Raw genomic sequence first — 19458 nt, forward strand, 5'->3', positions numbered from 1 at the left:
TCATGATTGAGACATATCATGACAGAGCCTCTTTCCGAATCCGCCGCTTCGCCCACGGTGCCCCATTCGCTTGTCGAAGACATTTTCGGCATTGCGAACGGCTGCCTGCTGATCGGCCTCGGGCTCGACCTGCTGCATGAGGCGCGGCTGATCACCGGGGGCGTGGCAGGGATCGCGCTGCTGCTTTCCTACGTCCTGCCCTATCCGCCGGGCAGCCTGTTCACATGGATCAACCTGCCGATCTTCGCGCTGTTCTGGCGGCGGCTTGGCACGCCCTATATCCTGCGCACCACGATCGCCACGCTGTCCATCATGGCGCTGGTCGATGTAGTGGCGGCCAATCTGGTCATCGCGCGCATCACCATGCCCATGGCCGCCATCGTGGGCGGCACAGCGCTGGGCATCGGCATTCTGGCCGTCACGCGCCATGCCACGGGCGTAGGAGGGCTTGCGGTCATTGCTCGCTGGCTATCCCAATGGAAAGGCTGGCATTTCGGCGCGATCTGCATGGCCATCGACGCGGTGATCGTCTCTTCCGCCTTTGCCGTGCTGGGCCTTGAGCGCGGCTTCTGGTCGTTGGTGGCGGCGCTGGTGATGAACGGGGTCGTGCTGGTCTGGCATAGGCCGGATCGGTATCGCAGCGAGGTTTGAACCGGTAAATTTGCCTCCGGCGGGCAAAGGGACTCGTCCCTTTGCAATCCCGTTATGGGGTGGTGCTGGACTGGCAAACGAAGCCCTACCCGCGAAGCGGTTTATAAGCCTGCGGCGCGGCCATGTGGCCCAAAGGTGAAATTATAGCACAACATGGGATTGTTAAGGGCCCAAGGCCCTTAACCCGCCGGAGGCAAAAAAACCTCAATCCATATGCTTCAGCCCTACCCGCAAATAATCCCACCCGGTCACCAGCGTCAGCACCGCCGCCGCCCACAGCGTGGTCAGCCCGACCGTATGGGGCAGATTGACCACATAGCCGCCCACATCGACCAGCCACCACGGCATCGCCCGGCCCAGGATCAGCGCGCCCAGGCACAGGATCTGGAAGGTTGTTTTCCATTTGGCCAGTTTTGATACCGGCACCGACACCTGAATCCCGCCCAGAAATTCGCGCAGGCCCGACACCGCGATCTCGCGCAACAGGATGATGAGGCCCGCGATCACATGCAGTTCGCCCACATAGGGACCGGTCAGCACGCCCTTGGCGGTTAGCACGAGGATAACGGCGGCCACCATGATCTTGTCGGCGATGGGGTCGAGGAAGATGCCCAGTTTGCTGACCGCCCCTTGCGCACGCGCCAGATAGCCGTCGAAATAGTCGGTGATGCCCATCAGCGAGTAAACGGCGAAAGCAAGCGCATAGCCTGCGGTCCATTCGGGCCACCACAGCAACCAGACCAGCACGGGCACGGTAACGATTCGGGAAAGGGTGAGCAGGTTGGGCAAAGTCAGCATGGCCGAATCGCCATAGCCGCTAACCGCAACGCAAAAAAGACACGGTAATCGAAGAGTCGCTGTTTCCTTCGGCCTTGCCCCCATCCGCCCCCTACAGCGTAGCATTTATGCGGGCCGCCAACCGCAAAAGCGCGGGCCGGAGCGTCTGTTCGCCCCTCGGGTGAATTTTGCGCGCGCCCATCACCCCTCTTGCCCCATCCGTGTGTTTCGCTAGGACAGCGCGCACAACAAGGATCGACAAGACAGCATGACGACATCCACCCACCTGTTGCATCGGCGGCGCTTCCTGCCCCTGTTCGCAACGCAATTGCTGGGCGCGTTCAACGACAATCTCTACAAGAACGCTGCGGTGTTCTTCGTGGTCTATGGCGTGTTCAACTCGGAGAAATCCGAAGCGATTTTCTCGGCGGTGGCCTCGGCGCTGTTCATCGTGCCTTTCTTCATCCTCTCGGCGCTGGCCGGACAACTGGCCGATATGCGCGACAAGGCGCAGATCATCCGCTGGGTCAAACTGGCCGAAATCGGCATCATGATCGCGGGCGGCGCGGGGCTGGTCATCGCCTGGCAGGCCAAGCACGGCATGCTGGAGCCGTGGCAGGACATGCTGCTGATGCCTGTCGCCATGCCGCTGATCCTGCTGGCTTTGCTGGGCATGGGCATCCACTCGACCTTTTTCGGCCCGATCAAATATGCGATCCTGCCGCAACATCTCAAATCCGAGGAAGTGCTGGCGGGCACGGGTCTGGTCGAGGCAGGCACCTATATCGCCATTCTGGCGGGCACGATTCTGGCCGGGTTCATTCCGGTCGAATGGGCCGCCGCGGGCGTGTTCATCACCGCGCTGGTGGGTTATGCCACCTGCCTTTCGGTCCCCCCTGCCCCGCCGCAGGAAGAAGCCCAGCCGCTCGATTTCCACATCCTGCGCGCCTCGGTGCAACTGGTGAAGAACACGATGCATGATCGCCGCGTGTTCCTCGCCATCGCGTCGATCAGCTTTTTCTGGACCGTGGGCGCGGTGCTGTTCATCGAATTCCCGCTGCTGGCCAAGCGCGTGCTGTGCGCCAGCAAGGAAGTGGCCAGCCTGTTCCTCGTGATCTTTTCCATCGGCGTGGCGCTGGGTTCGGTGTCGATCAACGCGCTGCTCAAGGGCAAGGTTTCGGCGCGCTATTCGCCGCCTTCCGTGCTGGTGATGGCGCTCTTCGTCGTAGCGTTTCAGCAGGTCTGCACCCGGTTTCCCGCTACGGTCGATGGCCATCTGATGAGCATCGGAGAATTCCTGCACCACCCGCTCACGCCGCTGCTGCTGGCCACGCTGGGCGGGATTGCGGTGGCGGGCGGCATGTTCGTGGTGCCGCTCTATGCTTTCCTGACCACCATCGTCGACAAATCGCAGACCGCGCGCACGATTGCGGCCAACAATGTGGTCAATTCGGGCGCGATGGTGGTGGGCGCGGCGATTGCCGTGGGCCTTGGCGCGGCAGGGGTAGAGATCGTCGATCTGGTGCTGATTTCGGCGGCCATGTGCCTGATTTCGGCATGGCTGGCCATTTTGCTGGTCCGGGCCGAGCGCGAGGCCGAGATCAACGGCGGCCCGCGTCCTTTTGCCTGACCTCTTTTGCGTGACGGCCCTTTCGCTCAGGCGATAAAGGCCATCACCGCGACAAAACAGGCGCAATAGGCCAGCAGGAATTCGCGCAGATTCTGCATGGTCAGACCCCGGCGCCAATGGCGCGCGCGGGAGATCACCATATACGGCGCAGCATGGGCATGGCGTCGAAACCAATCGGCGGCCGCAGCCTTGGGCGCCGGTGCGGGCGCCTCATGCCGGGGCGATGCAACCGGCCGATCCACCCGCACATGGGGCGGCAGCGTTTGCAGAAAAGGATGATGGGCGCTTTCGTCACCCAGAACCAGTGAACGTCTCATGCCCGCAGGTTTAAGAATTTGTTCACCATTGCGAAAGCGAGCCACAATGGTTAACCCGTCCCCATTTGGGACGGGGGAGGCCTGCCCCAGATCGGGACAGGCGCCATGGCCGGTTAACCCCCTGAAAGCGCGATAATATAGTCCCATTCCTCCGGCGTGATCGCACTGACCGAGAGACGCGAGAGGCGCAGCATTTCGATATCGGCCAGCGCCGGATCGGCCTTGATCTGCTTCAGCGTCACCGGGCGCTTCAACTTGCGCACGGGCTTTACCTTCACACAGGCCCAGCGCCCCGTTTCATCCGAAGGATCGGTCAGGCCCGACTGGCTTATCTCCATGATGCCCACGATTTCCAGCCCGATGTTCGAATGATAAAAGAAGGCCAGATCGCCCGGCTGCATCGCGCGCATATTGTTGGACGCGCGGTGGTTGCGCACCCCGTCCCACGTGCCCTCGCCCTCCTTGACCAGATCGTCATAGGAATAGGCATCGGGCTCGGACTTCATCAGCCAATAGGATTTGATTTTGGTCATGCGTCCCCGTCTCGGATCGCCTAAAGAGGCTTCATGGATGGCGCGAGCTTAGCGCCTGTTGCAACACGGAACCACCCATGGATCTTGCCAAACTTCCCGTTCTCTCGCTTTCCGATGCGCCGCAGGATTTTGCCCGCGCGATCGGCGCTTCCTTCCGCGAATATGGCTTTGCGCTGGTCAAGGACCACGGCATCGACCCGGCATTGATCGAACAGGCATGGGACCTGACCGCGCAATTCTTCGCGCTGCCCGAGGAGGAAAAGCGCAAGTATTTTATCCCCGGCATCGCCGGCGCGCGCGGCTATACCCCGTTCAAGACCGAGATTGCCAAGGGCGCCAAGGCGCATGACCTGAAGGAATTCTGGCATGTCGGGCGAGATCTGCCCGAGGGTTCGCCGCTGGCCGCGACCATGGCGCCCAATGTCTGGCCCGATTCGCCCGAAGGCTTCCGCGAGGTCTTTACCCGCCTCTATGCCGAATTCGACAAGGCGGGCGCGACCATCCTTTCGCGCATCGCGCTGCATCTGGGGCTGGACGAAAACTGGTTCGATCCGGCCATTGAGGACGGCAATTCGGTGATGCGCCTGCTGCATTATCCGCCGGTGGCCGATGCCGAAGGCGGAGCGATTCGCGCAGGCGCCCATGAGGATATCAACCTCATCACCCTGCTGCTCGGCGCGCAGGAGGCCGGGCTTGAACTGCTGACCAAGGATGGCCGTTGGGTCGGCGTGGCCCCGCCCGAAGGCGCCATCGTCATCAACATCGGCGATATGCTGCAGCGTCTGACCAACCATGTCCTGCCCAGCACCACCCATCGCGTGCGCAACCCGGACGCCGAGCGCGCCGCCCACAGCCGCTATTCGATGCCCTTCTTCCTGCATCTGCGCAGCGATTTTCCCTTCAAGACGCTGGAACAGTGCATCACGCCGGAAAACCCGGACCGCTATCCGGTCTCGATCACGGCCGATGATTACCTGCAGGAGCGCCTGCGAGAAATCGGCCTCAAGAAATAAGAAAAGCGCGGGAGAGGCCATCCCTCTCCCGCGCTTTTCACGTTTCGTGCTGTCCTGCGGACGCCATCCCTCACGATAGCGCCCGCAGTTCAGGGCATCAGAACGATACGGTCGCCGAGAACAGCGCCGTGCTGCCGGCAATGCTCTGACCGGCAAGGCGGCCATTCTGGACCGAGAAATTGGGCTGGAGATAGGCAGCCTTGGCCTTGCTGATGTCGGTATCGACCCAGGACACGCCGAAGGTGAACGGGCCAATCGGATATTCGCCGCCCAACTGCCAGTCGAAATACGAGCCCGTGGGCGCCACCGAGGTGCCGTTCGGGCCAAGGCCGGGGTTACCCTTCGAGTAACCAAGGTGACCCTTCAGCTTCAGCTTGGTCGAGGGCACCACGTAGGACGTGTCGCCCCACAGGTAGAGGTTGTCGTAAGCCTGACCATGGCTGTAGGGCGTGTTCGAATAGTTGCCCAGCGCCTTCTGCTTGGGGGCATAGGCCACGCCCGCCAGATAGCTGACCGGGCCAACCGCGCCCGAAACCTTGACATAGGGTTCGGCAAAGTCGGTCTTGGCCGCGCCATCGGGATACATGTACCAGGTCAGACCGGCATCGATCGTGACCGGGCCAACGGCCTTGGCATAGCCGCCGATGAGGTCGAATTCGAGGTTCGGACCGCCGAACGTGCCCCAACCGGCCAGGTTCGAGCTGAAGATGCTGCCGTAAAAACCGCTCTTGTGGGTAACGGTCACACCGGCCTGCAGCGTTTTGCCGCGGTCGGTCTGCGACACGCCGCGCAGACGATAGTCGCTGAGAACAGAAACGCTGCCCGTGACGGTGAATTCCTTGGGAGCGGCGGGCGCAGCGGCGTCTTCAGCCTTGGCAGCCTGAGCGCTGAGCGCCAGAGCCATACCGGCAAGACCAGCCAAAGCGCGGAAATTCTTGTGTGCCTTCATTTTTGTGGACTCCACCCTGAACAAGAGATGTCGTCCCGCCTGCAATCGCAACCGAAGCCATCCTGACGTTTAAATCGTCTTTGGGTTTCGTGTCCGATGGGCGGTGATTAGCGTATCAATATTCCATTTTCAACGATAAAACGAAATTTCATGCTGCATTCGCGAAACAGGCGTGGCAAAAATAGCACCATTTACATTGGAAACCCCATGATTCCGCCTGAAATTCTGATTACCGCTCCGATGCTGCCAACCGTCATTGCCCAGTTGGGTGAACGCTTCCAAACGCACCATCTCTGGGAGGTTTCGGACAAACCGGCCTTTCTGCGCGAAATCGGACCGCGCATTCGCGGCGTGGCAACATCGACCCTCTATGGCCGGGTGGGCGAGGATCTGCTGGCGCATCTGCCGTCCGCGGAAATCATCGCCAGCTTTGGTGTGGGCTATGACAATATCGATGTCGATGCGGCGCTGGCCCGCCGGGTTATCGTCACCAACACGCCCGGCGTGCTGACCGAGGAAACCGCCGATCTGGCGCTGGGCCTGCTGCTGGCCACGATTCGCCAGATCCCCGCCGCCGAACGCCATCTGCGCGCGGGCAAATGGCGCGAACGCTCCTTCCCGCTCTCGACATCCCTGCGCGGGCGGCGCGTGGGCATCCTGGGCCTTGGCGACATCGGCAAGGCGGTGGCGCGGCGACTCGAGGGATTCGCGGTCGATATCGCCTATTGCGGACGCCGCCCGCAGGACGTGCCCTATGCCTATTATCCCACGCCGCTGGCGCTGGCCGAAGCGGTCGACGTGCTGATCGTACTGATCCCCGGCGGGGCGGCTACGCGCCATACGGTGAATGCGGCCGTGCTCGAGGCGCTGGGTCCAGACGGAGTGCTGATCAATGTGGCGCGGGGCAGCGTGGTCGATACGCAGGCGCTGATCGCCGCCCTGCGCGAGGGGAAAATCCTGACCGCCGGGCTTGACGTGTTCGAGAACGAACCGCGCGTGCCTGCCGAATTGCTCGACATGCCCGGACTGGTGCTGCTGCCCCATATCGGATCGGCATCGGTCAGCACGCGGGCCGCCATGGGGCAACTGGTGGTGGATAATCTGGTCAGTTGGTTTTCGGGCAAGGGGGCGTTGACGCCGGTGACCGAGGTTTTGGGGATTTTATAAGAGGGTTTTGCCTCCGGCGGGCAAAGGGACTCTGTCCCTTTGCAATCCCATTACTGGGGTGGCGTATGGGGTCGCCGAAGAGCGGAATACGCAACGTTGATATTTGAAAGCCTGCGGCGCCAAACAGCGCGAGTTCGCCGCGCCGCAGGCTTTATCAACCAACGCAACTTCGCAAACCTGCCCCCATTATCGGGATTGTTAAGGGCCCCCGCCCTTAACCCGCCGGAGGCAAACCCTTCCTACCCACCCCGCAACAACTGCACCCCCCAATCCCGCTCGAACAAGTACAACAACACCCGCGCCGCCGCCCCTCGCTCTCCGGTCAGCCCCCCATCGCGCTCGATCAGCAGCCGCGCATCATCATGCGCCATCGGCAGCAGGCGGGTGATCTGGTCCAGCGAGGCCACGCGAAACGGCGTATCCCCCGACTGCCGCGTCCCCAGCAATTCGCCGCCGCCGCGCAGACGCAGATCCTCCTCGGCCAGCCGGAAGCCATCCTGCGTCTCGCGCATCAGCGCCAGCCGCTCGCGCGACACCTCGCTCAACGTCTCGCCGCGCAGGAGCAGGCAGGTCGATTTCTCGCTGCCCCGCCCCACGCGCCCGCGCAGCTGATGCAATTGGGCAAGACCGAAACGCTCGGCCTGCTCGATCACCATCAACGTGGCATTGGGCACGTCCACGCCCACCTCAATCACGGTGGTCGCCACCAGCAGCTTGGCCTGCCCGCTGGCGAAACGCTCCATCGCGGCGTCTTTCTGCTCGGGCTTCATCTGGCCATGGACCAGCACGGCATCCTCGCCAAAGCGCAGGGAGAGCATCTCGTGGCGCTCCTCGGCGGCGGCAAGGTCGGCCACTTCGCTCTCGCGCACCATGGGGCATACCCAATAGGCCTGCTGCCCGGTGCTGAAATGGCGGGCCAGCGCCTCGACCACATCGCCCAGCCGTTCCTGTGCCACCACGCGCGTGTCGATGGCCTGCCGCCCGGGCGGGAGTTCATCGAGGCGGCTCACATCCATCTCGCCATATTGCGCCAGCGTCAGCGTGCGCGGAATGGGCGTGGCGGTCATGGCCAGGCAATGCGTGCCCTTGCCCTTTTGCGTCAGCATCAGCCGCTGGCCCACGCCAAAGCGGTGCTGCTCGTCGATCACCACAAGGCCCAGATTGCGATAGACCACCGCGTCCTGAAAGATCGCATGGGTGCCGATCACGATGTCGATGCTGCCATCCATCAGGCCCATCAGGATCGATTCGCGCGCGCGGCCCTTGTCGCGCCCGGTATAGAGCGCGATGTTGACGCCCGTGGGCGCGGCCATCCGGCGCAAGGTTTCAAAATGCTGGCGCGCAAGGATTTCGGTCGGGGCCAGTAGCGCCCCCTGCGCCCCGGCCTCCACCGCAATCAGCAGGCTTTCAAGCGCCACCACCGTCTTACCCGAACCAACATCGCCTTGCAGCAAACGCAGCATCGGCGCCGCCTGCGCCAGATCGCCCTCGATCTCAGCAATCGCGCGGCGCTGCGCACCTGTCAGGGCAAAGGGCAGTTTCAAGGCCCCGCGCAACCGCCCGTCGCCGCGCAGAGGCTGCCCCTGCGCCCGCCGGTTGCTGGCCCGCACCAGCATCAGCGCCAGAGAATTGGCCAGCAATTCGTCATAGGCCAGCCGGTCGCGCGCCTCTTTATGCTCATCGCGATGCGCCTGTGTCAGAGCCTCGCGCCAGACCGGCCAGCCCATCCGGTCCACCACGCCCGGCTCGCACCATTCGGGCAGGTCCGGCGCATGTTTGAGCGCCTGCTGCACCAGCGCGGCCATCCGGCCCTGTGTCAGACCCTCGGACAAGGGATAGATCGCCTCGGCCAGTTGCCCCAGCATGGCCGCACCTTCGGGGTTCACATGGTCGGGGTGGACGATCTGCAAATTCTGGCCGAACTGATCCAGCCGCCCGGCCACCCAGCGCTTCTCGCCCAGCGGCAACTGCTTTTTGGCCCAGCCCGCATTGCGCCCGAAATAGGCCAGCGTGCAAAGGTTGCCTTTCGCATCCTCGGCCAGCACGCGAAACGGCGCCTTGGGCGATGGCCCGCCGCGATATTCCACCGGAGTCAGCGCGATGACCACCTGTTCGCCGATGCTGCCCTCGTCCAGATCGGCAATCGCGCGGCGATGCACGAAACGGTCGGGCAAATGATAGATGAAATCCCGGATCCGTTTCAGCCCCAGCTTTTCAAGCGGGCGGGCCAGACCCGGCCCCACACCTTTGAGGCCCCCGGCCTCGGCAAACAGCGGATTGAGCAAATCGGGACGCATGGACAGGCTATTAGCGCATGGAACAAAAGGTGCCACTCCCGAATCTTTGCCCTGGCCAATTTGACCTTGGGCGCAATTTGACCTTGCGCATGGACGGCGGCGCGAAATCGGCGTCCTGTTCCCTTCCCGGCCGACAACACCGGGAGGATATGGAGACAAAGATGCTTCTGCCCCATGGCACCGTGATCGCCGTGATCGACGCGCACAATTTCCGCCTGTTCCGCAACATTGGCGACGAGGCCAATCCGGAGCTGGCCGAGGCCCCTGCGCCGCGTCTGGACACGCATAACCATTCGGGCGCCAGCCATCATGGTTCTACCGTCACCATGGCCCATGACGCCCATGCCGCCGCCGCCGTCGAATGGCTGGCGCAGGAGGTGCAGGGACACCGGATCGCCCATCTTGTGGTCATCGCCGGCCCGCGCAGCCTTGGCGAATTGCGCAAGGCCTATACCAAGGGCATCGAGCAGGCGCTACTGGGCGAACTGGCCAAGGATCTGGGCGAGGCCAGAGGGCCCGAAATCCTCGCGCAGCTGCGCGGGCGCTGACAGGTTTGCGGGCCGCATCAATCATTGATCTGCGGCCCGCGCTGGCCTAACCGAGGCCCTATGACCGACTCCCTTGACCAAGCCCATCAGGACCGTCTGAAACGCCTGCACTATCGCGCATGGCATCGCGGCACGCGTGAGGCCGATTACATGATCGGCGGCTTCTTCGACACGTTCCATGCCCAGTGGGGCGAGGAACAGCTCGTATGGTTCGAAAAACTGATCGACGAGGAAGATGTGGACATCATGGGCTGGGCGCTGGGCACGCTGAATACCCCGCCCGAATATGAAGGGCCGATGATGGCGGCTTTGAAAAAGCTGGATTACGTCGATATTCCGCGTTGAACGGGTTTAGAGGATAGGCGCGAGGGCTATGACTCTCGCACCATCCCTTCTCTTTGGGGCATCCCCCATCGCTTCCCTTTCCTCCCCCTTCAATCTCCCCTAAAGCGCAGACAACCCACGCCCCCGCCCACCGAATCGGTGCGGCGGGCGATTGCTGTTGCCCATGGGGCTGTTTGGACACGGATTGAACATGGCTGATATCTCCCGCATTCTTGGCGCCAAATCGCCCCTGACGCTGGCGGGCCTGTCGCGCGGCAGCCAGCCTCTGGTGCTGGCCGATCTGGCGCGGGCAGCCTCGCACAAGGGGGGCCGCGCGGTGTTCGTGGCCGCCGACGAAGCCGCGATGCGCTCGATTGCCGATGTCGCCCCGGTGTTTGCGCCCGAGCTGGAGGTCATCGAATTTCCCGCGTGGGACTGCCTGCCCTATGACCGCTCCAGCCCGGCGCTGTCGGTCTCCTCGCGCCGCCTTGCCGCGCTGCATCGGTTGCAACAGCCCGCCAAGACTCCGCAACTACTGGTCACGACGATTGCCGCCGTGCTGCAAAGGGTGCTCACGCCCTTCCGCATCCGCGAATCGGTGCGCTTGCTCAAATCCGGGGCCGAGGTGGGGCGCGAAACGCTGACCTCGCTGCTGTCGCGCGCGGGCTATGCGCGGACCGATACGGTGGCGGATGCTGGCGAATATGCGGTGCGCGGCTCGATCTTCGACATTTTCCCCTCGGGGCTGGAACACGGCCTGCGCCTCGATTTCTTTGGCGACGAGATCGAGACCCTGCGCCTGTTCGATCCCAACACCCAGCGCACCGTGGGCACGGTGGAGCAGCACCTGCTGCTGCCCGCCAGCGAGGCGATGCTGGAGGATGCCACCGTCAAGCGCTTCCGCACCCGCTATCGCGAGATGTTCGGGGCGACGGCCACCTCCGATCCGCTCTATCAGGCGATCACCGATGGGCGGCGTCTGGCGGGGATGGAACATTGGCTGCCGCTGCTGGAGGACCGGCTGGTCACGATTTTCGACCATCTGGCGGCCGATGATCTGCTGGTGGTCGATGCCTCGGCGGCTCATTCCGCCGAAGAGCGCCTGACCGACATTGCCGACTATTACGCGGCCCGCAAGGACACATCCGGCAAGGCGCCGGGCGCCTATCGCCCGCTTGAACCCGCCTCGCTCTATCTGACGCAGGATGAGCTGACGCAGCGTCTGGCCGCATGGCCCGCCCACCGGGCGGAACCCTTCCCCCAGCCCGATGGCGCGGCCACGGTCGATTTCGCCTTTGGCAATGCCCGCGATTTCGCCCCCGAACGCGCACGGGGCGACAATGCCTATGAGGCCGCCGCCAAACACCTGCTGACCGCCGCGCGCTCCGGCCGCCGCGCGATCCTTGCCGCCTATTCCACCGGCAGCCGGGCGCGCATCACCTCGATCCTTGCCGAGGCGCAATCTCCCGGCCCGACCATGGCCGACAATTGGCAGGAGGCGCTGGGCATTGCCGGGACCGGGCGCGTGGCGGCCATCGTGCTGCCACTCGACACCGGTTTTGCCAATGCCGACATCGAACTGGTCACCGAGCAGGACCTGCTGGGCGACCGTCTGGTGCGCCGCAAAAAGAAGAAGAAATCGGCCGACGCCTTTTTGGCCGAACTGGCCGCGCTGACGCCGGGCGATCTGGTCGTGCATATGGAGCATGGCATCGGGCGCTATGAGGGCCTGCAGTCGATCCCGGTCGGCGGGTCGGCGCATGACTGTGTAATGCTCACCTATGCAGGGGGCGACAAGCTCTATGTGCCGGTGGAAAATCTCGATGTGCTCTCGCGCTTTGGGTCCGAATCCGAGGGCGTTGCGCTGGATCGGCTGGGCGGCGAGGGATGGCAGAAGCGGCGCGCGAAACTGCGCGAACGCATCCGCGAGATCGCGCATGAATTGTTGAAAACCGCTGCCCTTCGCGCGCTGAAAACCGCGCCCGCGCTGCTGTCCGATCCGGCCAGCTATGATCCCTTCTGCGACCGCTTCCCTTGGCAGGAGACTGAGGATCAGGAAGCGGCGATCTCCGATGTGATCGAGGATCTGGCCTCCGGCCGCCCGATGGACCGCCTCGTCTGCGGCGATGTGGGCTTTGGCAAGACCGAGGTGGCGCTGCGCGCGGCTTTCGTTGCCGCCATGGCGGGGCAACAGGTAGCTGTTGTCGCGCCCACCACTTTGCTCGCGCGCCAGCACCACAAGGGCTTTACCGAGCGCTTTGCCGGTTTCCCGCTCAATGTGGGCCGCCTCTCGCGCCTTGTACCCGACAAGGAGGCCAGCCTGACCCGCGCGGGGCTGGAGGACGGCACGGTGGACATTGTGGTCGGCACCCATGCGCTTTTGGCCAAGAATGTGAAGTTCAAGCGGCTGGGCCTTGTTATCGTTGACGAAGAACAGCGCTTTGGCGTCAACCACAAGGAGCGGTTGAAGCAATTGCGCGCCGACGTTCACATGCTGACGCTGACGGCAACGCCCATCCCGCGCACCTTGCAGATGGCCATGTCGGGCCTGCGCGAGCTTTCCACCATCCAGACGCCGCCGGTCGATCGCCTGGCCGTGCGCACCTATGTGATGGAGTGGGACGAGGTGGTGATGCGCGAGGCTTTGCTGCGCGAACATCATCGCGGCGGGCAGAGCTTTATCGTCGTGCCGCGCATTTCCGATATGGCCGAGATCGAGGACTGGCTGCACGCCGCCGTGCCCGAGGTCAAATATATCGCCGCCCATGGCCAGATGTCGCCCAGCGAGGTCGAGGAGCGCATGAGCGCGTTCTACGAGCGGCGCTATGACGTGCTGGTTTCGACCACGATTGTGGAAAGCGGGATCGACATCCCCTCGGCCAACACGATCATCATCCACCGCGCGGACCGTTTCGGGCTGGCCCAGCTCTATCAGTTGCGCGGGCGCGTAGGGCGCTCGAAACTGCGGGCCTATGCATACCTCACCACGCCTGCGGGCCGGGCGCTGAACGAGACGGCGGAGAAGCGGCTGAAAGTGCTGGGCGATCTCGATTCGCTGGGCGCGGGCTTCCAACTGGCCAGCCACGATCTCGACATTCGCGGCGCGGGCAATCTGCTGGGCGATGAGCAGTCGGGCCATATCCGCGAGGTCGGCTTCGAGCTCTATCAGTCGATGCTGGAGGATGCGATTCTGGCCGCCAAGGCGGGCGAATACGGGCTGGAGCGCGAGAGCACCAAGGGCCTCTCGCCCCAGATCACGGTCGATGCGCCGATCATGATCCCGGAGGATTACGTCCCGGATCTGGCCGTCCGCATGGCGCTCTATCGCCGGTTGAACGATGCCGAGGATACGCGCGAGATCGAGGCGCTCTCGGCCGAAATGATCGACCGGTTTGGCCCCCTGCCCTCGGCCACCGAAAACCTCATCCAGCTTATCCAGATCAAGCGCCAGGCCATCGAGGCCCATATCGCCAAGATCGACGTGGGGCCGCGCGGTACGCTCGTCGCGTTCCACAACGACAATTTCCCCGATCCGGCCGGACTGTTCGCCTATGTCGAGCGCGTCGGCGGGGCGGTGAAGCTGAGGCCCGATTCCAAACTGGTGGTCCAGCGCGCATGGGGCGATCCCAAGGCGCGGTTGAACGGGCTGTTCCAACTGACCAAGGGGTTGAGTGCGGTGGCTCGGAAGGGGAAGAAGAAGTAAGGGTTGGCCTCCGGCGGGTTAAGGGTCTTGGCCCTTAACAATCCCGATACTGTCCATGTTGCGCCAAGGATTTGGCGTTACGCGACATTGCCGCGCCGCAGGCTGTTAAACCGCGTCGCGGATAGGCGCTTCTTGGCCAAGGAAGCGCCACCCCAAAAAGGGATTGTTAAGGGCCCCCGCCCTTAACCCGCCGGAGGCATAACACCTTCAAACCTTACCCCTTATAATACCCCACCCCCACAATATGATCCCCTACCCGGCGCACGAGCGAGACCTTGTGTTCGACGCGATTGTCGGCGCGGTTGAGCCAGACGTAATCGACGCGGCCTTCGGGCTGATCCTTGACCGAGGCGATGATGGCCTGCACCAGCAGCTTGCCCTCGGCATCGGTCATGTCGATGGCGCTGGTGCCGATCAGTTTTGGGTTGGCGCCGGTGGCTTCATAGACGCCCTTGGTGTTAAAGACGAAGACGTAGAGGTCTTTGTGGGCAAAGCCTGCCTTGGGGTCGCTGAATTCGGCAAAGGCCTTGGCGGGGCCTTCCTTGGTCAATTCGACCACGGCGCGGTCGAGCAGGCCCTGCGCCTCGGTCGAGCTGGCATGGGGCGCGGCGATGGCGGCGGGAATGGCCAGCGCAAACAGCGCGGGGGCGAGCAGCAAACGAGAGAACACGGTCATCACTTCTGATCTCCATCCTCGGCGGGCCCGGCCTGCGTTCTGACCGCAGGTCGCTCGCCCGCCGCTTGGCAGCGATTCAGCGCCAGCCTCCATGCGGCGTTGATGACAGTCTATGTGGCACCGACGCGCGCGTAGGTCGTGGAGCCAGATCAAGCCGATGGGGCAGTTTGTCTTTGGCCGAAGGGATAAGGCCGCGCGCGCTCAGGGTATGAGGATCAGCCGCGCACCAGCGCCAGAAAGGCCGCCTCGGGCATCGGCTGGGCACGGACAAAGCCCTGATAACAGGCGCAGCCTTCACGCGCGACGGTCAGGCGCTGGGCCTCGGTCTCAATGCCCTCGGCCACGACATCAAGGTCAAGCGCCTTGGCCATGGCCACAATTGCGCGCAGCACCGCCAGATCGCGCGGATCATCGGTAATGCCATCGACCATCGAGCGGTCGAGCTTGAGATAATGCAGCGGCAGGGTTTTGAGATAATGGAAATTGCAGAAACCCGCCCCGAAATCATCCAGCGCGATCCTGATCCCCAGCCGCGCCAGATCAGAGAGCGACCTTTCGGCCAGCGTCATATCCGCCACCAGCACCTGTTCGGTCACCTCCAGCGTCAGCCGGTCGGTGGGAAAGCCGCTCTTGCCCAGCGCCTTGCCAAGGTCGAAGGTAAAGCTGACCGCCGCCAGATCGGCCGCCGTTACGTTAAGCGAGAGCCGCAGATGCCCCGGCCATGCCGATGCGGCATTGAGCGCAGTTTCGGCAATATGGCGCGACAGGGGCGCCAGATGATCGGCCCGGTCGGCAATCGCAAACAGTGCCGCCGCCCCGATCCGCCCCAGCTTGGGATGGTTCCACCGCGCCAGCGCCTCGGCGCCCGAGAGATGCTCGTTGCCTTCCTCGTCCAGCGCGAATTGCGGCTGGTAGTGGACCTCGATCTCGCCCTTGTCGATGGCGTGGAGCAGGTCGGCCTCCAATTGCGCCGCCGTGCGCCCCGCCCGGTTCGTCTCGCCATCGACCCAGACCACCCGGCGCGCCACATCGCGCTGCGCCACGGCCAGCGTCTGGGCCAGCCGGTCCATCGCGCTCTCCGCGCTTTCGCCCACCAGCACGCGCAGCAGGGCGATGCGCGGCGAGAGACGCAGCGTGCCCACCCGGCGCTGGATCGGCTGGGCGATGCGGTCAGCCAGTTGATCGGCAAAGGCGTGCCAGCGCTCGCGGCTGCATGCCTCGTCCACAATCAGCAGAAACGTGCCCCCAGGCCCGCGCGCGGCAAACCATGGGCCGTTCAGGCTCTCCGTCGCCAGCCGGGCGATGCGCGTGGCCACCTCGATCAGCGCGGCATCGCCTGTCGCCTCGCCATAGGCCAGATTGATCGTTTCGAACCGCCGGATGCCCATCAGCATCGCATGGACGCGCGGAATGCCCCCGCCCGTTTCGGCCGCCGATTTGCCCTGCTCCACCCATTCGGCCAATCGGTCGCGCGATGCATCCAGCGTCAAAAGACCGGTCAGCGGATCACGGCCCGCATCGTCATGGTCCTGCATCACCGCAGGTATAATCCCGGCGGGCAAATTGTGACGAAAGGGCATCGGTGCTTTCACGCTGTTTGTTCGAACAAGCTTTTAACATAGGCGATAAGCTCTTGCCAAAACCTTCTCTTGATTGGACCTTGTCACAAAGGCCGCGCTGGCAATTGGGCAAAAGCCCGCCTATGAGGCCCAGAAGGGCCAGCCATCAGCCCGGCGATCCAATTTACAGCCATTTTGCAAAGCGGAAATTTCGGCAATGACAGAAGAATTGCGCCTGGCGCTGGTGGTATCGGACACGCCCAAGGCGATGGCGGCGGCCGAATTGATGGCCAATGATCACCCTTGGGTGCCGTTGGAAGAAGCCGATGTGGTGGTGGTTCTGGGCGGCGACGGGTTCATGTTGACGGTGCTGCACCGGATGCTGGATGCGGGGCGCGTAATCCCGGCCTATGGGCTCAATCACGGCACGGTGGGCTTTATGATGAACAAGCCCAAATCGACCAAGCCCATCGCCACCCGCGTGGCCAAGGCCAGCAAGCTGGCCGTGGCGCCGCTGGAGATGACCTGCACCACATGGGCGGGCGAGACACAGCATTTCTATGCAATCAATGAGGTCTCGCTGCTGCGCGAAACGCGCCAGACGGCCAAGATCGAGATTTCGGTCAATGGCAAGGTGCGGCTGGCCGAACTGGCCTGTGACGGCATTCTGGTGGCCACGCCTGCCGGGTCGACCGCCTATAACCTGTCGGCCAATGGCCCGATCCTGCCGATGGGCAGCGGCATTCTGGCGCTGACCCCGATCAGCCCGTTCCGCCCGCGCCGGTGGAAGGGGGCGATCATCAAGGACAATGCCACGGTCGAATTCCGCGTGCTCGAGCCCGACAAGCGCCCGGTGGCGGCAGTGGCCGACCAGAAGGAAGTGCGCGATATTGCCCATGTCCGCGTATCCGCCAATCGCGAACATTCGCTCACGCTGTTGTTCGACCGCCATTCGAGTCTGGATGAGCGAATCTTTGCCGAACAGTTTCAGGTGTAATCGCCCGAATAAATCCACCGACTTTTCCACATGATAGGCAAAAAATTTCCATTCCGCACCAATGCGGGCTTGTCAAAGCCGGACAAGATGGTATTGGCGCGCACCTGCCCGGTTCGCCGGACTGTTCCCTGATAGCTCAGCGGTAGAGCTCTCGACTGTTAATCGAGCGGCCGTAGGTTCGAATCCTACTCAGGGAGCCATTTCATCACCTTGGGCCAAGGCCCGATGCGATGAAAACATATCACCGCCCGGCATCGCCGGCCTGTTCCCTGATAGCTCAGCGGTAGAGCTCTCGACTGTTAATCGAGCGGCCGTAGGTTCGAATCCTACTCAGGGAGCCACCCTTTTCCAAAAAATCAGCGCAACGCCATCGCGAAGCCATGCTGCGCCGCCGCGCAAAAACACGCTTAATTTGCATTCACCCCATTTTGCAGCGCCTGTTTAACAAGGCGCGAAGCATAGGATGTTTCCAGACCCCGTCAGGAAACCCGATGCCGACGCAATCGCTCAATTCGCATGATCCGCGCAATCTGCTGCAATGGCGGCCGGTCCATCTGCTGCTGGCGCTTTTCGTGCTGGCCGGAGGCACAGCGGCGTGGCGGATCATGGAGGCGAGCAAACATTTCATCGACGGCAGCGTACAGGTGGAAACCGAAGGCACCAAGGGGACGATCAGCGGCGGCGAACTGGTGCTGGACCTGCCGGTGACAGTCTATAATGGGACCGACTCGGCCATCGTCGCGGTTAACATGTGGACCGAAGCCTTTGCCTGCCCGCAGGAGGATTCGCCCCAGCGCGAATGCACCCGTTTGCATTCGAGCGAGCAATCCTTCGACATGCATGTGCAGGCGGGCTCATCCGGCAGCGAAAGCCAGCAGATCCGCACCGGATTGCCCCAGACCATGGCGGGCGACCATGTGCGCGTCAAACGCCGCCTGACGGGCATTACCAGCGATGTCGAAAGGGCCGAGCAGCGCCAGGAAGGGCCGTAAGTGTCAATGACGCAGGGGTTTGCCCCGGGCGGATTGCTTAATCCAAAATAACCACAATATCAGCGATTGAGCCTAAACTGGCAGCGTCTCCCCCTTGCTCAGGGTCTCGCCATGTCCACCTTCGCGCTCACCCAATGCTGGTTTACCCGCCGACATTCGCCCGATCACAAGGCCAGGGATCGCATTGACGGGGCTTTCTATGCCCATTGCAACCATTGCCGCCGCCCGATCTTCAGCGTGGATGGCACGACATGGCATATCAATGGCGGGTTCAACATCGATGCGCTGGGGGATGCGGCCAGTTTCTTTCTCTCGGTCGATGATCCGGCCGAGGGCATGACCATCGCGCGCATTCCCATCCACCCTGAGGCCAGCGAGGAGGATGTCGATGCGCTGATTGAGCAGGCCTGCAAGGACTATGCGATCGGCGAGGAAGGCACGACGCTGATCCTGCGCGACCATCGCCACCACAAGGGCGCCAAAAGGCCCAAAAAGGTGTTGTAAGGAAAAACCTTCAGCAGGCGGCGCGGAAACGGCCCGGAGGCGTCGATCCATGCGCCTCATGCATCTTGGCGATATTCTGCGCCAGCTCTTCCATCAGAAAGCCCCGGTCAAACACCAGCCCATGGCGCGGCTGCTGGCGCCAGACCACCTTGGCGTGGATCGGGGGAAAGCCGACAGTCTCGATCCGCACCGGTTGGCGCAGCATCAGCCTTTCGGGACATTCGATGCAGGCGCCCTGCTGGGAAATGTCGCGCATCATTGCGCGGATCTGCTGGCCATTGGCAAAGACGATGGCTTCGGCATCGGTCTTGAGCCGAATCTGCCGCTTGGCATAAAGGCCGCATTTGTCATCCAGCAGGCGCTGGACATTGATCATGTCGAAGAAACGGAAACCGGCGTGATCGTCGCGGTTCCACATCAATTCCATGGCAAAGCGTTCGCCGCTCGATGTTTCCAGCGCCAGCGAACTGTAGGAAGGCAACGGGTGAAACAGGCGCACCTTGCAACCGGTGGCCGAAGCATCGCGCAGCACGCAAAGATATTCGCGCCCGTCGATAATCAGCTTGGCCGAGCGCACCAGCAGCGTGAAACGCGGCGCGCCGCGCAACTCCGCGCCAGACGCCTGCCCGATCTCAGGCGCGGAATGCGCTGTCATTTCGGGACGGAAGACGTCTTGACTCACCGATTGATCCACCTGCGATAGTTTGCCCGCAGGAAAGGAGGCAAAACCCCTTCCCCCTGATTGCATCCTATACATTGCAGGAAATGGTAAAGCGGTTATGAACATGCCGTCAGTAATCGCCAATAAGTACGAAAATTGG

Annotated in this window: 18 protein-coding genes and 2 tRNA genes; 12 read left to right on the forward strand and 8 right to left on the reverse strand. The window is 63.0% G+C overall.

From position 1 onward, the window contains the following. The first annotated feature begins 18 nt into the window (after positions 1 to 18). Positions 19 to 651: a YitT family protein gene (locus tag BGP00_RS24650; protein ID WP_292692438.1), complete on the forward strand. Its 633-nt coding sequence runs from the start codon at positions 19 to 21 to the stop codon at positions 649 to 651. 204 nt (positions 652 to 855) lie between these two features. On the opposite strand, the gene pgsA is transcribed toward BGP00_RS24650, so the two are convergent. Further along, on the reverse strand, positions 856 to 1449 hold the full coding sequence (gene pgsA / locus BGP00_RS24655; protein ID WP_168603879.1) for a CDP-diacylglycerol--glycerol-3-phosphate 3-phosphatidyltransferase: 594 nt from the start codon (positions 1447 to 1449) through the stop codon (positions 856 to 858). Positions 1450 to 1696: 247 nt separating this feature from the next. Between pgsA and BGP00_RS24660 the strand changes: the two genes are divergently transcribed. Continuing rightward, the gene (locus BGP00_RS24660) at positions 1697 to 3058 is read left to right on the forward strand and encodes an MFS transporter (RefSeq protein ID WP_292692436.1); all 1362 of its coding nucleotides are present in this window, start codon (positions 1697 to 1699) and stop codon (positions 3056 to 3058) included. A gap of 26 nt (positions 3059 to 3084) precedes the next feature. On the opposite strand, the gene BGP00_RS24665 is transcribed toward BGP00_RS24660, so the two are convergent. Together BGP00_RS24665 and BGP00_RS24670 are read right to left on the reverse strand one after the other, a co-directional pair. Then, positions 3085 to 3375: a hypothetical protein gene (locus BGP00_RS24665; RefSeq protein WP_292692434.1), complete on the reverse strand. Its 291-nt coding sequence runs from the start codon at positions 3373 to 3375 to the stop codon at positions 3085 to 3087. Between the two features lie 113 nt (positions 3376 to 3488). Then, on the reverse strand, positions 3489 to 3908 hold the full coding sequence (locus BGP00_RS24670; protein WP_168603882.1) for an EVE domain-containing protein: 420 nt from the start codon (positions 3906 to 3908) through the stop codon (positions 3489 to 3491). A gap of 77 nt (positions 3909 to 3985) precedes the next feature. On the opposite strand from BGP00_RS24670, the gene BGP00_RS24675 reads away from it, so the two are divergent. Continuing rightward, on the forward strand, positions 3986 to 4921 hold the full coding sequence (locus BGP00_RS24675) for a 2-oxoglutarate and iron-dependent oxygenase domain-containing protein (protein WP_292692431.1): 936 nt from the start codon (positions 3986 to 3988) through the stop codon (positions 4919 to 4921). Between the two features lie 97 nt (positions 4922 to 5018). On the opposite strand, the gene BGP00_RS24680 is transcribed toward BGP00_RS24675, so the two are convergent. Continuing rightward, positions 5019 to 5825, reverse strand: coding sequence for a TorF family putative porin (locus BGP00_RS24680; RefSeq protein WP_168604102.1), 807 nt, complete (start codon positions 5823 to 5825; stop codon positions 5019 to 5021). 252 nt (positions 5826 to 6077) lie between these two features. Between BGP00_RS24680 and BGP00_RS24685 the strand changes: the two genes are divergently transcribed. Further along, positions 6078 to 7037, forward strand: coding sequence for a 2-hydroxyacid dehydrogenase (locus tag BGP00_RS24685; RefSeq protein WP_292692429.1), 960 nt, complete (start codon positions 6078 to 6080; stop codon positions 7035 to 7037). 239 nt (positions 7038 to 7276) lie between these two features. Here BGP00_RS24685 and recG read toward each other — a convergent pair whose 3' ends face one another. Continuing rightward, positions 7277 to 9334 (reverse strand): ATP-dependent DNA helicase RecG, encoded by a 2058-nt coding sequence (recG, locus tag BGP00_RS24690; protein ID WP_292692427.1) that lies wholly within the window; start codon positions 9332 to 9334, stop codon positions 7277 to 7279. A gap of 161 nt (positions 9335 to 9495) precedes the next feature. Here recG and BGP00_RS24695 point away from each other — a divergent pair, with 161 nt between their 5' ends. The 3 genes from BGP00_RS24695 to mfd all read left to right on the forward strand — a co-directional run bounded on the left by BGP00_RS24695 (position 9496) and on the right by mfd (position 13909). Beyond that, positions 9496 to 9882 (forward strand): host attachment protein, encoded by a 387-nt coding sequence (locus BGP00_RS24695; protein ID WP_168603886.1) that lies wholly within the window; start codon positions 9496 to 9498, stop codon positions 9880 to 9882. A gap of 60 nt (positions 9883 to 9942) precedes the next feature. After that, on the forward strand, positions 9943 to 10227 hold the full coding sequence (locus BGP00_RS24700) for a succinate dehydrogenase assembly factor 2 (protein ID WP_292692425.1): 285 nt from the start codon (positions 9943 to 9945) through the stop codon (positions 10225 to 10227). 190 nt (positions 10228 to 10417) lie between these two features. Then, the gene (gene mfd / locus BGP00_RS24705; protein ID WP_292692423.1) at positions 10418 to 13909 is read left to right on the forward strand and encodes a transcription-repair coupling factor; all 3492 of its coding nucleotides are present in this window, start codon (positions 10418 to 10420) and stop codon (positions 13907 to 13909) included. Between the two features lie 214 nt (positions 13910 to 14123). Here mfd and BGP00_RS24710 read toward each other — a convergent pair whose 3' ends face one another. Both BGP00_RS24710 and BGP00_RS24715 read right to left on the reverse strand, forming a co-directional pair. After that, positions 14124 to 14585 carry a cache domain-containing protein gene (locus tag BGP00_RS24710; RefSeq protein WP_168603889.1) on the reverse strand — a complete coding sequence of 154 codons (462 nt, stop codon included), beginning with the start codon at positions 14583 to 14585 and terminating at the stop codon, positions 14124 to 14126. Between the two features lie 215 nt (positions 14586 to 14800). Beyond that, positions 14801 to 16177 carry a GGDEF domain-containing phosphodiesterase gene (locus tag BGP00_RS24715; protein WP_292925935.1) on the reverse strand — a complete coding sequence of 459 codons (1377 nt, stop codon included), beginning with the start codon at positions 16175 to 16177 and terminating at the stop codon, positions 14801 to 14803. A 184-nt stretch (positions 16178 to 16361) separates the two neighbouring features. Between BGP00_RS24715 and BGP00_RS24720 the strand changes: the two genes are divergently transcribed. The 5 genes from BGP00_RS24720 to BGP00_RS24740 all read left to right on the forward strand — a co-directional run bounded on the left by BGP00_RS24720 (position 16362) and on the right by BGP00_RS24740 (position 18637). Next, entirely contained in the window at positions 16362 to 17141 is a 780-nt protein-coding gene (locus BGP00_RS24720) for an NAD kinase (protein WP_292692420.1), read from the forward strand. A gap of 125 nt (positions 17142 to 17266) precedes the next feature. Further along, positions 17267 to 17341 (forward strand) — tRNA-Asn (locus BGP00_RS24725). A gap of 66 nt (positions 17342 to 17407) precedes the next feature. Further along, positions 17408 to 17482, forward strand: a tRNA-Asn gene (locus BGP00_RS24730). Positions 17483 to 17632: 150 nt separating this feature from the next. Continuing rightward, complete coding sequence (locus tag BGP00_RS24735) at positions 17633 to 18133, forward strand: hypothetical protein (protein WP_292692418.1); 501 nt, start codon at positions 17633 to 17635, stop codon at positions 18131 to 18133. A 111-nt stretch (positions 18134 to 18244) separates the two neighbouring features. Beyond that, positions 18245 to 18637, forward strand: coding sequence for a hypothetical protein (locus tag BGP00_RS24740; RefSeq protein ID WP_292692416.1), 393 nt, complete (start codon positions 18245 to 18247; stop codon positions 18635 to 18637). Between the two features lie 10 nt (positions 18638 to 18647). Here BGP00_RS24740 and BGP00_RS24745 read toward each other — a convergent pair whose 3' ends face one another. Next, positions 18648 to 19319, reverse strand: coding sequence for a PilZ domain-containing protein (locus BGP00_RS24745; protein WP_172249268.1), 672 nt, complete (start codon positions 19317 to 19319; stop codon positions 18648 to 18650). Positions 19320 to 19458: the final 139 nt, after the last annotated feature.

The organism is Novosphingobium sp. 63-713 (genome assembly GCF_001898925.1).
Taxonomy (GTDB): Bacteria; Pseudomonadota; Alphaproteobacteria; order Sphingomonadales; family Sphingomonadaceae; genus Novosphingobium.